12 protein-coding genes are annotated in these 15,177 nt (G+C 73.6%); 6 read left to right on the top strand and 6 right to left on the bottom strand.

Annotated features, from left to right (window positions below):
• Window positions 1-28: 28 nt before the first annotated feature.
• The 4 genes from argC to ACF1BN_RS08965 all read left to right on the top strand — a co-directional run bounded on the left by argC (window position 29) and on the right by ACF1BN_RS08965 (window position 4,479).
• Window positions 29-1,063: an N-acetyl-gamma-glutamyl-phosphate reductase gene (argC, locus tag ACF1BN_RS08980; protein ID WP_392330907.1), complete on the top strand. Its 1,035-nt coding sequence runs from the start codon at window positions 29-31 to the stop codon at window positions 1,061-1,063.
• Between the two features lie 112 nt (window positions 1,064-1,175).
• Window positions 1,176-2,327, top strand: coding sequence for a bifunctional glutamate N-acetyltransferase/amino-acid acetyltransferase ArgJ (gene argJ / locus ACF1BN_RS08975; RefSeq protein ID WP_392330906.1), 1,152 nt, complete (start codon window positions 1,176-1,178; stop codon window positions 2,325-2,327).
• Between the two features lie 17 nt (window positions 2,328-2,344).
• Window positions 2,345-3,271, top strand: coding sequence for an acetylglutamate kinase (argB, locus tag ACF1BN_RS08970; RefSeq protein WP_392330905.1), 927 nt, complete (start codon window positions 2,345-2,347; stop codon window positions 3,269-3,271).
• Window positions 3,268-4,479, top strand: a complete 1,212-nt coding sequence (locus ACF1BN_RS08965; protein ID WP_392330904.1) for an acetylornithine transaminase — start codon at window positions 3,268-3,270, stop codon at window positions 4,477-4,479. Before argB ends, ACF1BN_RS08965 begins: the two co-directional genes overlap by 4 nt.
• 112 nt (window positions 4,480-4,591) lie before the next feature.
• Here ACF1BN_RS08965 and ACF1BN_RS08960 read toward each other — a convergent pair whose 3' ends face one another.
• The 5 genes from ACF1BN_RS08960 to ACF1BN_RS08940 are packed head-to-tail and all read right to left on the bottom strand — an operon-like array spanning window position 4,592 to window position 9,442.
• Window positions 4,592-4,822: a hypothetical protein gene (locus ACF1BN_RS08960; RefSeq protein WP_392330903.1), complete on the bottom strand. Its 231-nt coding sequence runs from the start codon at window positions 4,820-4,822 to the stop codon at window positions 4,592-4,594.
• Window positions 4,819-6,399 (bottom strand): amidohydrolase, encoded by a 1,581-nt coding sequence (locus ACF1BN_RS08955; protein WP_392331018.1) that lies wholly within the window; start codon window positions 6,397-6,399, stop codon window positions 4,819-4,821. Before ACF1BN_RS08955 ends, ACF1BN_RS08960 begins: the two co-directional genes overlap by 4 nt.
• A 15-nt stretch (window positions 6,400-6,414) precedes the next feature.
• Window positions 6,415-7,305: an ABC transporter ATP-binding protein gene (locus ACF1BN_RS08950; RefSeq protein WP_392330902.1), complete on the bottom strand. Its 891-nt coding sequence runs from the start codon at window positions 7,303-7,305 to the stop codon at window positions 6,415-6,417.
• On the bottom strand, window positions 7,302-8,399 hold the full coding sequence (locus ACF1BN_RS08945) for a FecCD family ABC transporter permease (RefSeq protein ID WP_392330901.1): 1,098 nt from the start codon (window positions 8,397-8,399) through the stop codon (window positions 7,302-7,304). Before ACF1BN_RS08945 ends, ACF1BN_RS08950 begins: the two co-directional genes overlap by 4 nt.
• A complete protein-coding gene (locus tag ACF1BN_RS08940) occupies window positions 8,396-9,442 on the bottom strand; it encodes a FecCD family ABC transporter permease (protein ID WP_392330900.1) in 1,047 nt (348 codons plus the stop codon). The genes ACF1BN_RS08945 and ACF1BN_RS08940 overlap by 4 nt, the downstream gene beginning before the upstream one ends.
• A gap of 277 nt (window positions 9,443-9,719) precedes the next feature.
• On the opposite strand from ACF1BN_RS08940, the gene ACF1BN_RS08935 reads away from it, so the two are divergent.
• Complete coding sequence (locus ACF1BN_RS08935) at window positions 9,720-11,414, top strand: ABC transporter ATP-binding protein (RefSeq protein WP_392330899.1); 1,695 nt, start codon at window positions 9,720-9,722, stop codon at window positions 11,412-11,414.
• Between the two features lie 74 nt (window positions 11,415-11,488).
• On the top strand, window positions 11,489-13,345 hold the full coding sequence (locus ACF1BN_RS08930) for an ABC transporter ATP-binding protein (protein ID WP_392331017.1): 1,857 nt from the start codon (window positions 11,489-11,491) through the stop codon (window positions 13,343-13,345).
• An 88-nt stretch (window positions 13,346-13,433) separates the two neighbouring features.
• Here the strand turns inward: ACF1BN_RS08930 and ACF1BN_RS08925 are convergent, their stop codons facing one another.
• The gene (locus ACF1BN_RS08925) at window positions 13,434-14,429 is read right to left on the bottom strand and encodes an iron-siderophore ABC transporter substrate-binding protein (RefSeq protein ID WP_392330898.1); all 996 of its coding nucleotides are present in this window, start codon (window positions 14,427-14,429) and stop codon (window positions 13,434-13,436) included.
• Window positions 14,430-15,177 lie beyond the last annotated feature (748 nt).

Here is a 15,177-nt window from a genome sequence, read left to right as displayed (position 1 = left end):
GCACCTCGACAACAGGAGACGGAAGAACATGGCCCTACGGGTCGCGGTGGCCGGAGCCAGTGGCTACGCCGGCGGAGAGATCCTGCGTCTGCTCACCTCGCACCCCGAGGTGGAGATCGGCACCGTCACCGCGCACAGCAGCGCGGGCCGGACACTCGGGGAAGCACACCCGCAAGCGAACAGCCTCGCCGACCGGGTCCTGAAGGAGACCACGGCGGAGAACCTGTCCGGGCACGACGTGGTCTTCCTCGCCCTGCCGCACGGCCAATCGGCCGCCCTGGCCGCCGAGTTGACGCCCGGCACCCTCGTCATCGACTGCGGCGCCGACTTCCGCCTGCGCGATCCGGCCGCCTGGCGGCGGTTCTACGGCTCCGCGCACGCGGGCACCTGGCCGTACGGACTCCCCGAACTCCCGGGCGCCCGCGACGAACTCAAGGGCGCCACCCGCGTCGCCGTCCCCGGCTGCTTCCCCACCGCGGCGACCCTGGCGCTGTTCCCGGCCCACACGCACCGCCTGGTGGAACCCGAGGCGGTGATCGTCGCGGCCAGTGGCACCTCGGGCGCCGGGCGGGCGCTCCGCCCCCATCTGCTCGGCGCCGAGGTGATGGGGTCGATGACGCCGTACGGGGTCGGCGGCGGCCACCGGCACACCCCCGAACTCACCCAGAACCTCTCGCTGGCGGCCGGCGAGCACGTGGCCGTGTCCTTCACCCCCACCCTCGCCCCCATGCCGCGCGGCATCCTCGCCACCTGCTCGGCGCGGCTCCGGCCCGGTGCCGCCGTGAGCGAGGAGGAGGTGCGCGCGGTCTACGAGGCGGTCTACGCCGACGAGCCGTTCGTCCGCGTCCTCCCGCCCGGGCGATGGCCCTCCACGGCATCGGTCCTCGGCTCCAACACCGCCCACCTCCAGGTGGCCGTGGACCCCGAGGCGGGCCGCCTGATCTGTGTGAGCGCGATCGACAATCTGACCAAGGGCACCGCGGGCGGCGCGGTGCAGTGCATGAACGTCGCCCTCGGTCTGCCGGAGCGACAGGGCCTGCCCACGGACGGGGTGGCCCCGTGAGCGGACACCTCCCCCCGCCCGCCGAGGGAGCGGGCCCGTCCGCGGCGCCGCGGACGACGACCAGGTCAAGGACCCCGCGCCACGCGGGCACAGAAGCGAACGGAGAGGCACTGTGACCGTCACCGCTGCCCAGGGGTTCCTCGCCTGCGGCGTCGCCGCGGGGATCAAGGAGTCCGCGGCCCCCGACCTCGCCCTGGTGGTGAACCGGGGACCGTCCCGCGCCGCCGCCGGGGTGTTCACCTCGAACCGCGTGCAGGCGGCGCCGGTGCGCTGGTCGCGGCGCGTCCTCGCCGACCGGCGGGTCTCCGCCGTCGTCCTCAACTCCGGCGGGGCCAACGCCTGCACCGGCGAGGCCGGCGCGCACGACGCCAGGACCATGGCGGAGCGGACGGCGGAAGCGGTGGGCGTGAGCCCGGACGAGGTCGCCGTCTGCTCCACCGGCCTGATCGGCGTCCGGCTGCCCATGGACCGCGTCGAGGCCGGCATAGGCACCGCGGCGGACGCGCTCTCGCCGCTCGGCGGCGGGGACGCGGCCCGGGCCATCATGACCACGGACTCGGTGCACAAGACCGCCGCCGTCGCGCGCTCCGGGTGGACGGTCGGCGGCATGGCGAAGGGCGCGGGCATGCTCGCCCCCGGTCTCGCCACCATGCTCGTCGTCCTCACCACGGACGCCGACGCGGGCGACACGCTGCTCGACTCCGCGCTGCGCTCCGCCGTGCGCACCACCTTCGACCGCGTGGACTCGGACGGCTGCATGTCCACCAACGACACCGTCCTGCTGCTCGCCTCGGGCGCCTCGGGCGAGGTCCCGGACCCGGACGAGTTCGCCGAGGCCGTGCACGCCGTCTGCGCCGACCTGGCCCGGCAGCTCGTCGCGGACGCCGAAGGGGCGTCCAAGGAGATCGAGATCGAGGTCGTCGGCGCCGCCACCGAACGGGACGCCGTCACCGTCGGCCGCTCCGTGGCCCGCAACAACCTCCTCAAGTGCGCGCTGCACGGGGAGGACCCCAACTGGGGCCGGGTGCTCTCGGCGATCGGCACGACGGACGCCGTCTTCGACCCCGACCGGCTGGACGTGGCGATCAACGGCGTCTGGGTGTGCCGGGACGGCGCGGCCGGAGAACCCCGCGAGAAGGCGGTCCTCTCCGGGCGCCGGATCACCGTCACGGTCGACCTGCGCTCCGGTGACGCGTCGGCGGTCGTCTGGACCAACGACCTCACGGCCGAGTACGTCCACGAGAACAGCGCCTACAGCTCGTGAGCGGGACGGGGACACAGATGGGTACGACAGTCGCCCGCCCGGTCGCGCCGGTCGCGCCGCCCACCGGGGCGGCGTCCTGGCGCGAGGAGCTCGGGGGCCGCACGGTCGTCGTCAAGTTCGGCGGCAACGCCATGGTGGACGACGCGCTCCTGGAGGCCTTCGCCCGCGACGTCGTGGAGCTGTGGCGGGCCGGGGTGCGGCCGGTCGTGGTGCACGGCGGCGGCCCCCAGATCAGTGCCATGCTCGACCGGCTCGGCCTGGAGTCCCGCTTCGAGGCGGGCCTGCGGGTGACGACGCCGGAGACCATGGACGTCGTCCGGATGGTGCTGACGGGCCGCATCCAGCGCGAGCTCGTCGGCGTGATCAACACCCACGGCCCGCTCGCCGTGGGCCTGTCGGGGGAGGACGCGCACACGCTCACCGCCGTGCGGCGCGGTGCCGAGGTCGACGGACGGCTCGTGGACATCGGTCTGGTGGGCGAGGTCGTGTCCGTGGCCCCGGACACCGTCCGGGCCTTACTGGACGAGGGCCGCATCCCGGTCGTCTCGCCGATCGCGCGCGGCGACGACCGCGAGGTCTACAACGTCAACGCCGATCTCGCGGCCTCCGCGCTCGCGATCGCCCTGGGCGCCGACCGGCTCGTGGTGCTCACCGACGTCCAGGGGCTGTACGCGGACTGGCCGCACAGCACCGAGGTCATCCGGCGGCTGACCGCCTCCGAGCTGGGCGGGCTGCTGCCGGGCCTCGCGAGCGGCATGCTCCCGAAGATGGAGGGCTGCCTGCGGGCCGTACGGGCGGGTGTCGGCAGGGCGCAGGTGATCGACGGGCGGGTGCCGCACGCGCTCCTGCACGGCATCGCGTCCGAGCACGGCCCCGGCACGACGGTCGTGCCGGACGAGACGACCGGGCCGGCCGGGCCGCCCGCCGAGGAGGACCGGGCATGACCCCCGACACCACCACGACGCCGCTCGCCGACCGGTGGCGCGCGGCCATGATGGACACCTACGGCACTCCCCCGCTGGCCCTCGTCAGGGGCGAGGGCAGCACGGTGTGGGACGAGTCCGGGCGCGCGTACACCGACTTCACCGGCGGGATCGCCGTCAACGCCCTCGGGCACGCCCACCCGGCGTTCGTCGCGGCGGTCCACGACCAGGCCGCCCGGCTCGGGCACGTGTCGAACCTGTTCGTCTCCGAGCCGCCCGTCGCGCTCGCGGAGCGGCTCCTGGAGCTGCTGGGCGGCGGGCCGGACCGCGGAGGGAGGGTGTTCTTCGCGAACTCGGGGACCGAGGCCGTCGAAGCCGCCTTCAAGATCGCCCGCAGGACGGGGCGTCCGCATCTGGTCGCGGCCGAGGGCGGATTCCACGGGCGCACCATGGGAGCGCTCGCGCTCACCGGCCAGCCGGCCAAGCGCGCCCCCTTCCTGCCGCTGCCGGGCGAGGTGACGCACGTCCCCTTCGGTGACGTGGCGGCGCTCCGCGCGGCCGTCACGGAGCGGACGGCGGCCCTGGTGCTCGAACCGGTCCAGGGCGAGGGCGGGGTCCTGCCGGCCCCCGAGGGGTATCTGCGCGCCGCCCGCGAGATCACCCGCGCCACGGGCAGTCTCCTCGTCCTCGACGAGGTGCAGACCGGGATCGGACGGACGGGCCGCTGGTTCGCGCATCAGGCGGATCCCGGGGTGGACCCCGACGTCGTCGTCCTGGCCAAGGGCCTCGGCGGCGGGCTGCCGATCGGCGCCACGGTCGCCTTCGGCCCGGCCGCCGTTCTGCTGACCCCCGGTCAGCACGGCTCCACCTTCGGCGGCAACCCGCTGGCCTGCGCGGCCGGGCTCGCCGTCCTGGACACCATCGAGAAGGAAGGGCTCCTCCCCCGGGTCGCGCGGGTGGGTGCCCGGCTGCGGCGCGGTGTCGAGGCGCTGGGGCATCCCCTGGTCCGGGAGGTGCGGGGGGCGGGGCTGCTCCTGGGCGTCGTCCTCACCGATCCGGTCGCCGCCCGCTTCCAGCGCGCGGCGCAGGAGGCCGGTTTCCTGGTGAACGCGGCGGGCCCCGCCGTCGTCCGGCTGGCCCCCGCCCTGACCCTGGAGGAGGAGCGGGCCGACGCCCTCCTCTCGGCCCTGCCCCGGATCCTCGACGCCTCGGCGGACGGCGGCGCCTGACGCCGTACGCGTGACCGCGGGACCACGGTCGGAGGCCGCGCGGCCCCTCACCGGACGGGAGAACCGTTCTCGGTGGGGGGCCGTCGGCATGGGGCCGGGGTGCCCGCGGGTGCTACCCGCACGGGCCGCCCGGGTAGTCGTCGGTCTCCGGGGCGCCCGCCGCCCGCATGCGGCGCAGGACCTCCGGGAGGAAGGGGTCGTCGACGTCGACCGGAAGGTTGGCGTGGCGGTCGAAGACCATCGCCTCGTCGGCGCCGGTGTGCCAGATGACCCAGCGCGGCGGGGTGGCGGGGGGCTCCCACAGCGCGGCGAAGCGCTCCGGAACGTTTCCGCGGTCGCTCACGGCGTGGCCTCCCCCGTCGTCTCGTGTCCGTCGACGAAGGTCGACACGACCTCGATCGCGCCGATCCGGGAGGGGGCGACGCGCCGCGGATCGTCGCCCAGCACCACGAGGTCGGCGCGCCTGCCGGGGGCGAGGACGCCCGCGCTGTCGTCCCAGTGGCAGGCGTACGCGCCGGCGACGGTGTAGGCGTGCAGCGCCTCGTCCACCGTGATGGCCTCGTCCGGCCCGATCGACCGGCCGGAGACGGAGGCGCGCTCGACCATGAACTGGATCGCGCGCAGCGGGGAGCCGTCCGTGACGGGCCGGTCGGAGCTGCCGACGAGGGTCACCCCGTGGTCGAGGAAGCCTCGGCCCCGGTACATCCAGGGCGCCCGGCGCTCCCCCATGACGGTCGCGTAGTCGTCGCCGAAGAAGCGCAGGAAGTTGGGCTGGACCACCGCGCTGACGCCGAGCCGGGCGAAGCGCGGGAGCTGGTCGGGGCGGATCAGCCCGGCGTGCTCGATGCGGTGGCGCGCGTCGGGGCGGGGACGCGCCTTCTGCGCCTGTTCCAGGGCGTCGAGGGCGAGGTCGGCCGCGCGGTCGCCGATGGCGTGCACGGCGAGCTGCCAGCCGCCGAGGTGGCCGTCGACGATGAGGTCGGTGAGCCGCTCGGGGTCGTCCTGGAGCTGACCGGTGTGTTCCGTCCCCTCGTACGGCTCGGTGAGGGCGGCGGTCCGCGCCATCATCCCGCCGTCGGTGTAGATCTTGAGCGCCCCGACGGAGAGCCAGTCGTCGCCGAAGCCGGTGCGCAGCCCGAGGTCGAGCGCCCGCGGTATGCCGTCGTGCCGGTGGGCGTTGGTCGGCTTCAGGGTGTCGCCGCCGGGCATGAGCTGGACCCGCAGGGGCAGCCGACCCTCGTCGCGCAGGAGCTGGTACGCGCCGAGCTCGACGGCGCTGTGCCCGAGCAGTCCGCCGCCGATGCCGGCCTCGGCGCAGGCCGTGACGCCCTCCGCGAGGCAGGCGCGGCCCGCGTGCTCGATGGCGTCGGCGAGTTCGGCCTGGGAGTACGGCAGCCGCAGTTTCCGTACGGCCCCCATGGCGCCCTCCACGAGGAGGCCGTCCTCGTGGGGGACGTCGGCCGGGAGCAGGTCGAGCACCGCGGAGTTGACGACGCAGGCGTGGCCGGAGTCGTGCATGAGGAAGATCCGGCGGCCGTGGCCGACCCGGTCCAGCTCGCCGGCGGTCAGGTGCCGGCCGAGGACCCGCTGGTCGTAGCCGCCGATGCTGACCCAGGCGCCGGGCGGGCCTCCGCGCGCGACCGCGTCCTCCACGGCCCGCAGGACGTCCTCGACGCGGGTGAGTCCCGCGATGCTGGGGGTGCGCGCCTTCAGGCCCGCCCACGAGAGGTGCACGTGGCTGTCGATGAATCCCGGCAGCACGGTGGCCCCTTGGAGGTCGACGACCTCCCGGGCGGGCAGCGAGGTCACGGCCTCGTCCACACCGACGATGCGGCCGTTCCAGATGCCCAGGTCGTGGGCGACCGGATGGTCGGGGTCCATGGTGATGATGTTCGCGTTCGTCAGCCTCGTGCAGAGCATCATGGGCTGTCCGTCCTAACGGGGTTCGGCCATCACGGCTTCGGGCGACCGGCCGCGCCCTTCCCCGTCCTCGGGCGCGAACCGCCTGGGTGCGGCGGGGATCATGAGGGGGGTGCCGGTCTCGGGGTCGTCGATGATGCGGCAGGCCAGGCCGAAGACGTCCTCGACGAGTTCGGCGGTCATGACGTCGGCGGGAGCGCCTTCGGCGGCGATGGTGCCGCCGGGGCGCAGGACGATGAGGTGGGTGGCGTAGCGGCAGGCCTGGTTGAGGTCGTGCAGGACGGCGACGACGGTGTGCCCCTTGCGCGCGTGGAGTTCGGCGCACAGGTCCAGGACGTCGACCTGGTGGGCGATGTCGAGGAAGGTGGTCGGCTCGTCCAGGAGGAGGAGGTCGGTCTGCTGGGCGAGGACCATGGAGAGCCAGACGCGCTGGCGCTGGCCGCCGGAGAGGTCCTCGACGGGCCGGTCGGCGAGTTCGAGGACGCCGGTCTGCCGCATGGCGTCGACGACGGCGGCCTCGTCGTCGGCGGACCACTGCTTGAGCAGGCCCTGGTGGGGGTAGCGGCCGCGGGCGACGAGGTCGCCGACGGTGATGCCGCCGGGGGCGGTGGAGGTCTGCGGGAGAAGGCCGACGCGGCGGGCGACCTCGCGGGAGCGGTAGGAGGTGATCGGGGCGCCGTCGAGGTGGACCTGGCCGTGGCGGGGCTTGAGCATCCGGGCGAGGGCTTTGAGGAGGGTGGACTTGCCGCAGGCGTTCGGCCCGATGATCACGGTGAAGGAGCGGTCGGGGACGGCGACGCCGAGGTGGGTGGCGACCGTGCGTCCGTCGTAGGCGAGGGTCAGGTCCTCCGCCCGGAGGCGGGACGCGGGCGCGGTGGTGGGATCGGGGGCGGGGGTGTGTGTCATGCGCGGCTCTTTCGCGACTCGGTGATCAGCAGCCAGATCAGGTAGAGCCCGCCGATGGTGCCGGTCGCCGTGCCGACGGGCAGGAGGGCGGGGGCGAAGAGGCGTTGGGCGGCGAGGTCGCTGACGGCGAGCAGCAGGGCGCCCAGGAGTGCGGCGGGCAGCAGGGCGGGGCCGGCGGTGCGGGTCAGCCGGCGGGCGAGCTGGGGCGCGGCCAGGGCGATGAACCAGATCGGGCCGGTCACGGCGGTCGCGAACGCGGCCAGGGCGACGCTGATGACCAGGAGGGTGGCGCGGGTGCGGGTGACGTTCACGCCGAGGGCGGTGGCGGTGAGGTCGCCCATCTCGACCATGGACAGGCGTCGGGAGAGGAGGAAGGCGGGCGGGAGCAGGACGGCGCAGGCGAGGAGGATGGCGTTGGCGTGGATCCAGCCGCGGTTGCTGAGGCTGCCGATCAGCCAGGCCTGGGCTTCGAGGGCTTCCTGGAAGGTGGCGCGGGTGATCAGGTAGGAGTTGACGGCCAGGAGCAGGGCGCTGACGCCGATGCCGGTGACGATCAGGCGGAAGCCGTGCAGGCCGCGGCCGAGCATGAGGAGGTGGACGGCGGCGGCGGTGGCGAGGCCTCCGATCAGGGCGCCGGTGGCGATCTGGGTCATGCTGCCGTGCATCAGGATGATGACGACGAGGGCGCCGACCGCGGAGCCGTTGGTGAAACCGATGATGTCCGGACTGCCCAGCGCGTTCCCGGTCAGACTCGTCAGCAGCGCGCCGCTGACCGCCAGAGCCGCGCCCACCGCGAGCGCGGTCAGCAGACGCGGCAGGCGCAGGGTGTTCACGATGAAGTCGGCGCCGCCCGTGTCCCGCCCGGCCAGCGCCCGGACGACCTCGGTGACGGACAGCTCGTAGTCGCCGGTGGTGAGGCTGACGAGCATGACGGCGACCAGGGCGGTCAGGAGCGCGGCCGTCACGGCGACGGCGCGCCCCTGGAGGCGTACCGACGCTCCGCCGGTCCGCAGGACGGTTCCGGTGATCACGCGGGGCCGGTGGATCCGCCGGCCCGCCGTCTTCGCGGTCCGCTCCGCGCGGGTGGTGCTCACAGCATGACCAGCTTTCGACGACGGCACAGCGCCAGGAACACCGGCGCCCCCAGGAACGCGGTGACGATCCCGACCTGGACCTCACCGGGCGCGCCCATCACCCGCCCCAGCACGTCCGCCCCGATCAGCAGGACGGGGGCGAGGAGCATCGAGTACGCCAGCACCCACCGCTGGTCCGGGCCGACGACGAAGCGGGCGATGTGCGGGACCACGAGGCCGACGAACGCGACCGGTCCGGCGGCGGCGGTCGCGGCACCGCACAGCAGCATGACGCCGACGGCCCCGAGGATCCTCGTCCGGTTCACGTGCACGCCCAGGGCCCGGCCCATCTGGTCGCCCAGGGCCAGGGCGTTCAGCGAGGGCCCGAGCAGCAGGGCGATGACCAGGCCCGCCGCCACGAACGGCAGGATCACCCACACGACGTCGAAGTAGCGTCCGGCGAGCGATCCGACCGTCCAGAACCGGAACTGGTCGAAGGCCCGCGGGTTCAGCAGCAGCACCGCCGAGTTGAAGGCGTACAGCACCGCGGTCACCGCCGCCCCCGCGACCACCAGGCGGTCGGGCGTCGCCAGCTGACGGCCGGCGGACCCCAGCAGGTACACCACCACCGAAGCGACGGCCGCGCCCAGGAACGCGAACCACACGTACCCGAGGACGGAACCCACTCCCAGGAACGCGATCGCCACGACCACCCCGGCCGACGATCCCAGGCTGATCCCCAGGAGCCCCGGCTCCGCCAGCGGGTTCCGGGTCAGTGCCTGCATCAGCGCCCCCGACAGCCCCAGCGCCGCCCCGACGAGGAGACCGAGCAGCGTCCGGGGGATGCGGTAGTCGTGGATGATCACCGAGGTCTCGGACCCGTCGGGATTCCACAGGGCGCTCCAGGTGGCGGAGAACGGGATGCCCCGCGTCCCCGTCCACACGCTGAGCAGTCCCACGAGGACGAGTGCGGCGAGCACGGCCAGGAGTCCGGCGCCCCGCAGGGCCGTGGAGGTGCCGCGCGGCTCGGGCAGGGCGGTGGGGGCGGTTTCCGCGTCGGACACCGCCCGGGTTTCGACCGGCAACGAGAATTCCCCCTGACGGCGGTGCGCGTGTACCGCGATCGTTCATGCGCTGTAGGGATGAGGGGGCGACTCGGCGCCCACGGGGCTTGTAACTTAGGCGAGGCTAACCGAACGTGGTGAGTGGGTCAACGCGCGTGCGCGCAGGCCGAGATGACCCGGCAGGGCTCTCACCCGCAGGAACGGCCGACCGTCTCACGAGTGTTCGATACGCAGGATAGCCTTACCTAACTTCTCACGACTCCGGATGGAGGGTCACATGCCCGTTGGAGGACCGACCGGAGGACTCGTCCTCCGCGGGGCGCTCAGAGGCCAACGCCGAAGGGTCGTCACGGCGTCCGCGCTCGGCATGACCCACCAGGCCTGCGAAGCCCTGGTCCCCGTGGTCATCGGCGCCGCCATCGACTCGGCGTTCGCCACCGGCTCCGGCGACGCGCTGCTGCGCTGGCTGCTGCTCCTCGGCGTCCTCTTCCTCGTGCTGTCCACCTGCTACCGGACCAGCGCCAGGATCGCCGAAGGCGCGGGCGAACACGCCGCCCACCGCCTCCGCCTCGAACTCGGCGCCCGCGTCCTCGACCCGCGCGGCGGGGCGGACGCGAACCGGCTGCCGGGCGCGCTCACCAGCATCGCCACCAACGACGCCCGCCGCGTCGGCTCGGTCGCCACCGTGCTCCCGTACGGCTGCGCGGCGATCGCCGCCCTCGTGGTCAGCGCCGTCGCCCTGCTGAGGATCTCCGTCCCGCTCGGCCTGCTCGTCCTGCTCGGCATCCCGCCCCTGCTCTGGCTCGGCCACCGCATCAGCCGCCCCCTCGAACAGCGCAGCGAGACCGAACAGGAGAGCGCCGCGCACGCCTCCGGAGTCGCCGCCGACCTCGTCTCGGGGCTTCGCGTCCTGAAGGGCATGGGCGCCGAGTCCGCCGCCGTGGCCCGCTACCGCACCACCAGCCAGGACTCCCTCGCCGCCGCCCTGCGGGCCGCCCGCAGCCGCGCCGGGCACGAAGGCGCGCTCCTCGCCCTGACCGGCGTCTTCATCGCCGTCATCGGGATCGTCGGCGCCTACCTGGCGATGGACGGGACCATCAGCGTCGGCGACCTCGTCGCAGCCGTCGGACTCGCGCAGTTCCTCCTCGGTCCCTTCCAGCTCCTGGCCTACGCGAACGCCGAGTTCGCCCAGGCCCGGGCCTCCGCCCGCCGCATCGCGGACGTCCTCGCCTCCCCCGCCGCCGTCCCCGGCGGCGAGCGGGCCCCCGCCGGCACGACGGCCGGGCACGTCCGGCTGCGGAACGTGCACCTGGGCGACCTGCGCGGGATCGATCTCGACCTGCCGGCCGGCAGCCTCACCGGGATCGTGACCCGCGACCCGGCCGCCGCCCAGGACCTCCTCCTCGCCCTCGCCCGCGAGACGGACCCCGCCGACGGGCACGTCGAACTCGACGGCGTCCCGCTCACCGAGCTCGACCCCGACCTGCTGCGCCGCTCCGTGCTCGTCTCGCCCCACGACGCCGACCTGTTCGAGAGCAGCCTGCTCGACAACGTACGGGCGGGCGCCGCCGGGCCCGAGGCGGTCGACGCCGCCCTCGCCGCCTCCACGGCGGACGAGGTGACCCTGCTGCTGCCGGACGGCGCGGACACGGTGCTCGCCGAGCGGGGCCGGTCGCTCTCCGGAGGGCAGCGCCAGCGCGTCGCGCTCGCCCGGGCGCTCGCCGCCGACCGCCCGGTGCTCGTCCTGCACGATCCGACCACGGCCGTGGACACGGTCACCGAGTCCCGGATCGCCGCCCGCCTGCGGGAGAGCCGCCGGGGGCTCACCACCGTCCTGATCACGACCAGTCCGGCGCTCCTCGCGGTGACCGACCGGGTGGTCGTCCTCGACGGCGGGACCGTGACGGCCGACGGCTCGCACGCCGAGCTCGTCACCGCGAACGAGACCTACCGCAAGGCGGTGCTCGCATGACCGCCGTGCACGAGGACCGCGCGAGCGGCCCGGAGACCACCCGCCCGACCGGCGACACACGGACGGAGACCGACATGAGCGGAACCAGCACGGACCACCCGGGCCGCGCGCTCCTCCCGACGGCCGGCGGCGCGGAGTGCCTCGCGGCGCTGCGCGTGATCCTGCGCGGCCACCGGTTCCTGGCCGTCACCGCCGCCCTCGTGCTCGTCGCCGGCACCGGGATCGGCCTCCTCACCGCCCCACTGCTCGGGCACATCGTCGACCTCGTGGTCGAACGCGAAGGGCCGCGCGCCCTCACCGTCCCGCTGGCCCTGCTCGTCGTAGTGGCCCTAGCCAGGGGCGCCGCCGCCGTGGTCGGCGGAGTACTGGTCGCCCGGCTCGGCGAGACGGTGCTCGCGACCGTGCGCGAGCGGTTCATCGAGCGGGCGCTGCGCCTGCCCCTCGAACGCGTCGAGGCCGCCGGCTCCGGAGACCTCGTCTCCCGGGTCACCAGCGACGTCTCCATGATCGCCAAGTCGGTGCGCCAGGCCCTCCCCGAGTTCACCCGCTCCGCCCTGACCATCGTCCTCACCCTGGCAGGCCTCGCCGTCCTCGACTGGCGCTTCCTGCTCGCCGCCCTCCTCGCCGTACCCGTCCAGATCCTCTCCGTCCGCTGGTACCTGCGCCGCGCCGCCCCCGTCTACGCCCGGCACCGCATCGCCACCGGCGCCCTCCAGCACCAGCTCCTCGACAGCATCGGCGGCGTCCGCACCGTCCGCGCCTTCCGCCTCAACGACCCCCACGCCACCATGCTGGAGGACCGGTCGGGAGCCGCGCGGGACGTCGCGCTGCGCGGGCTGCACATCGTCACCGGGTTCTTCTCCCGCCTGAACCTGGCCGAGTTCATCGGTCTCGCCGCCATGCTCGGCACCGGCTTCCTCCTCGTCCAGGACGGAGCCGTCACCATCGGCACCGCCACCGCCGCCGCCCTCTACTTCCACAGCCTCTTCAACCCCGTCAACGCCGCCCTCTACCTCATCGACGACGCCCAGTCCGCCGGCGCCAGCTTCGCCCGCCTCATCGGCGTCGCCAACCTCCCCGCCGAACCGGCACCCGAAGACGGCAACACACCCCTCGACGGCGCCATCAAGGTGACAGGCCTCGGCCACGCCTACACCAGCGGACGCCCCGTCCTGTCCGGGGTCGACCTGGAGGTGGGCAGTGGTGAGCGGATCGCACTGGTCGGTGCGAGCGGCGCGGGCAAGACCACCCTGGCCAAGGTCATCGCCGGCATCCACACCCCCAGCGGCGGAACCATCTCCCTCGGCGGCGTCGACACATGCGAACTGGGCCCCGAGGGCGTCCGCCGCGCGGTGACACTCATCAGCCAGGAGGTACACGTCTTCGCCGGACCGCTCACCGCCGACCTCCGCCTCGCCAAACCGGACGCCACCGACGAGGAACTGCGCACCGCCCTCACCACCGTCGGCGCCCTCGACTGGGCCCAGGCCCTGCCGGAGGGGCTGGAGACGGTCGTCGGCGAGGGCGGGCACCGGCTGACGATCGCGCAGGCCCAGCACGTGGCGCTGGCGCGGCTGGTGCTCGCGGATCCGCCGATCGCGATCCTGGACGAGGCGACCGCCGACGCGGGCAGCGCGGGCGCCCGCGTCCTGGAGGACGCCGCCGAACGCGCCCTGGAAGGCCGCACCGGCGTCGTCGTCGCCCACCGCCTCCCCCAGGCGGCCGCCGCCGACCGGGTCGTCGTCCTCGACCACGGCAGGATCGTCGAGACCGGCACCCACACCGAACTCGTCGCCGCCGGCGGCCGCTACGCGGAACTGTGGACGGCCTGGTCCGACAGCCGCCAGGATCCGGGCGAACGAGCCGGGACGGGTACGGTTCCGCGACCTGCGGCGGATCCGGACCGGGATCCCGAAGCCGTCGTCCGGTAGCGGAAACCCGCCTGGACATGAAAGCGCCGCCCGCGAAGGAGGACCTTCGCGGGCGGCGCCGTAACTTCCGGGTACTACGTCATCGCAATTACTTGATCGCGGTCAGCAGGGGTTCGATCTCGTCGATCGCGTAGGGGATGGACAGGACGGTGTTGAAGGAGAACGCGGCGCCGATGTCGGGGTCCTGGTAGGGCACGAACAGGTCGCGCTCGTCCTGGTTGACCTTGAGCTTCTTGTAGAGGGGTTCGGCCTTGATGCGGGTGTTGGCGTCGGTGCTGGAGGTGACCCAGACGAGCCGGTCGACGTCGAGGACGTTCAGCTTCTCCGCGCTGAGCTCCGCCACGTTCCAGCCGGGCTTGGCGAGGGTGTCGATCTCCGGCTTCAGCTTGAACCCGAGCTCCTGGAAGAAGATCGACTTGGGGTCTGTCTTCGTGAACGCCGAGTACTTGCCCGCCTCGAAGCTGTCCGCGACGGCCAGGGTCCTGCCCGCCCACTCCGGATGCTTCCCGCGCACCGCCTCGAACCGCGCGTCGATGCCCTCGATCAGCTTCTCGGTCTCCCCGGCCTTCCCGAGGGACTTGCCGATCTGCCGGGTCATCACCTGCCACGAAGCCCCGTAGTCCGGCACGCCCTTGGGCTGCGCGACGACCTTGGTGAACTTCGACAGCGTGTCGTACTGCTCCTTCTTCATCCCCGAGTACTGGGCGACGACGAGGTCCGGCTTCAGCGCCGCGATCTTCTCGACGTTGTACTCGTCACGCTCGCCGACGATCTGCGGCTTGTCCGCACCCCACTTGTCCTTCGTCCACGGCCACTTGCCGTACGGGTCCTCCTTGAACCAGTCCACCGCGCCGACCGGCTTGATCCCGAGCGCCAGCACCGCGTCCTGGTCCGACAGACCCAGCGTGACGACCCGCTTCGGCTCCTTGTCGATCGTCGTGCTGCCGTACTTGTGCTCCACCGTCACCGGGAAGACCGACGGCGCCCCGCTGCCGGACGTCACGGCCCCGGGCTTCGCCTCCTCCTTCTCCGAGCCGCCACCACAGGCCGACAGAGCCAGCCCGGCGACCACGACGACAGCCACACGCGGCAGTTGCCCGACGAACCGCGCCGGAGCGCGACGCGTACCAGTGAACACAGATGTTCCTTTCGAGGGTTCTCACGATGCCGCCCCGCCCGCGCGTCGCGGCGGCGCTGCCCTTCGGGAGCGAGGCGTTCGGGAATCAGGCCGGATCCGGGCCGGAGGAACGGAGGCCCGGTGAGCCGGGCCCGCGTAAGCGGCCGGCGGTGACGGCGGGGGAAGCGGCGGACGGAGCGCGCCTCGCGTGAACCGGAGGGACGCGGCATGAATGGTCCTGAGCCATCGCGATCCCCCTCCCGATTTCAGCTTAGGGGAGGCTAACCTGACAAGGGTGGGCCTGTCGAGCGGAGTTCGGGAGACGGAGAGAGGTCCCTCACCTCTCCGCCGACGCCCGGCGCACCGAACGGTGAAGATCTCTTCCTGTCGATCCTCCGCTACCACCATGCGTCACATGACGCACATCGCCAAGGGCGTGAACCTCCCTGTGCCCAAAGCCCCGTTGAGGGTCGCCGTGGGACACCGACGCGCCCCTCGTGGAAGCTGCGGCGCTCCTGCTGAACGCGGCGGGCAGGTCGCCGACTGGGGGGAGCTGGACCTGCCGCGCGTCGAGCGCGACGTGGAGCGGGTCCTGGGGGTACGACGTGGGGCTCGCGGGCCTGGCACAGGACTTCGGCGGCGCAGCGGTGCGGGCCGCGCCCTGCTCGTCCCTCCGCCCGCCGGCGGCCGGCTGAAGCTCAAGGTGCGCCATTCC

Source organism: Streptomyces sp. NPDC014861 (assembly GCF_043081625.1).
Lineage (GTDB): Bacteria > Actinomycetota > Actinomycetes > Streptomycetales > Streptomycetaceae > Streptomyces.
Note: the sequence above shows the minus strand (reverse complement) of the source record. Positions and strands in the feature narration are given on the sequence as shown.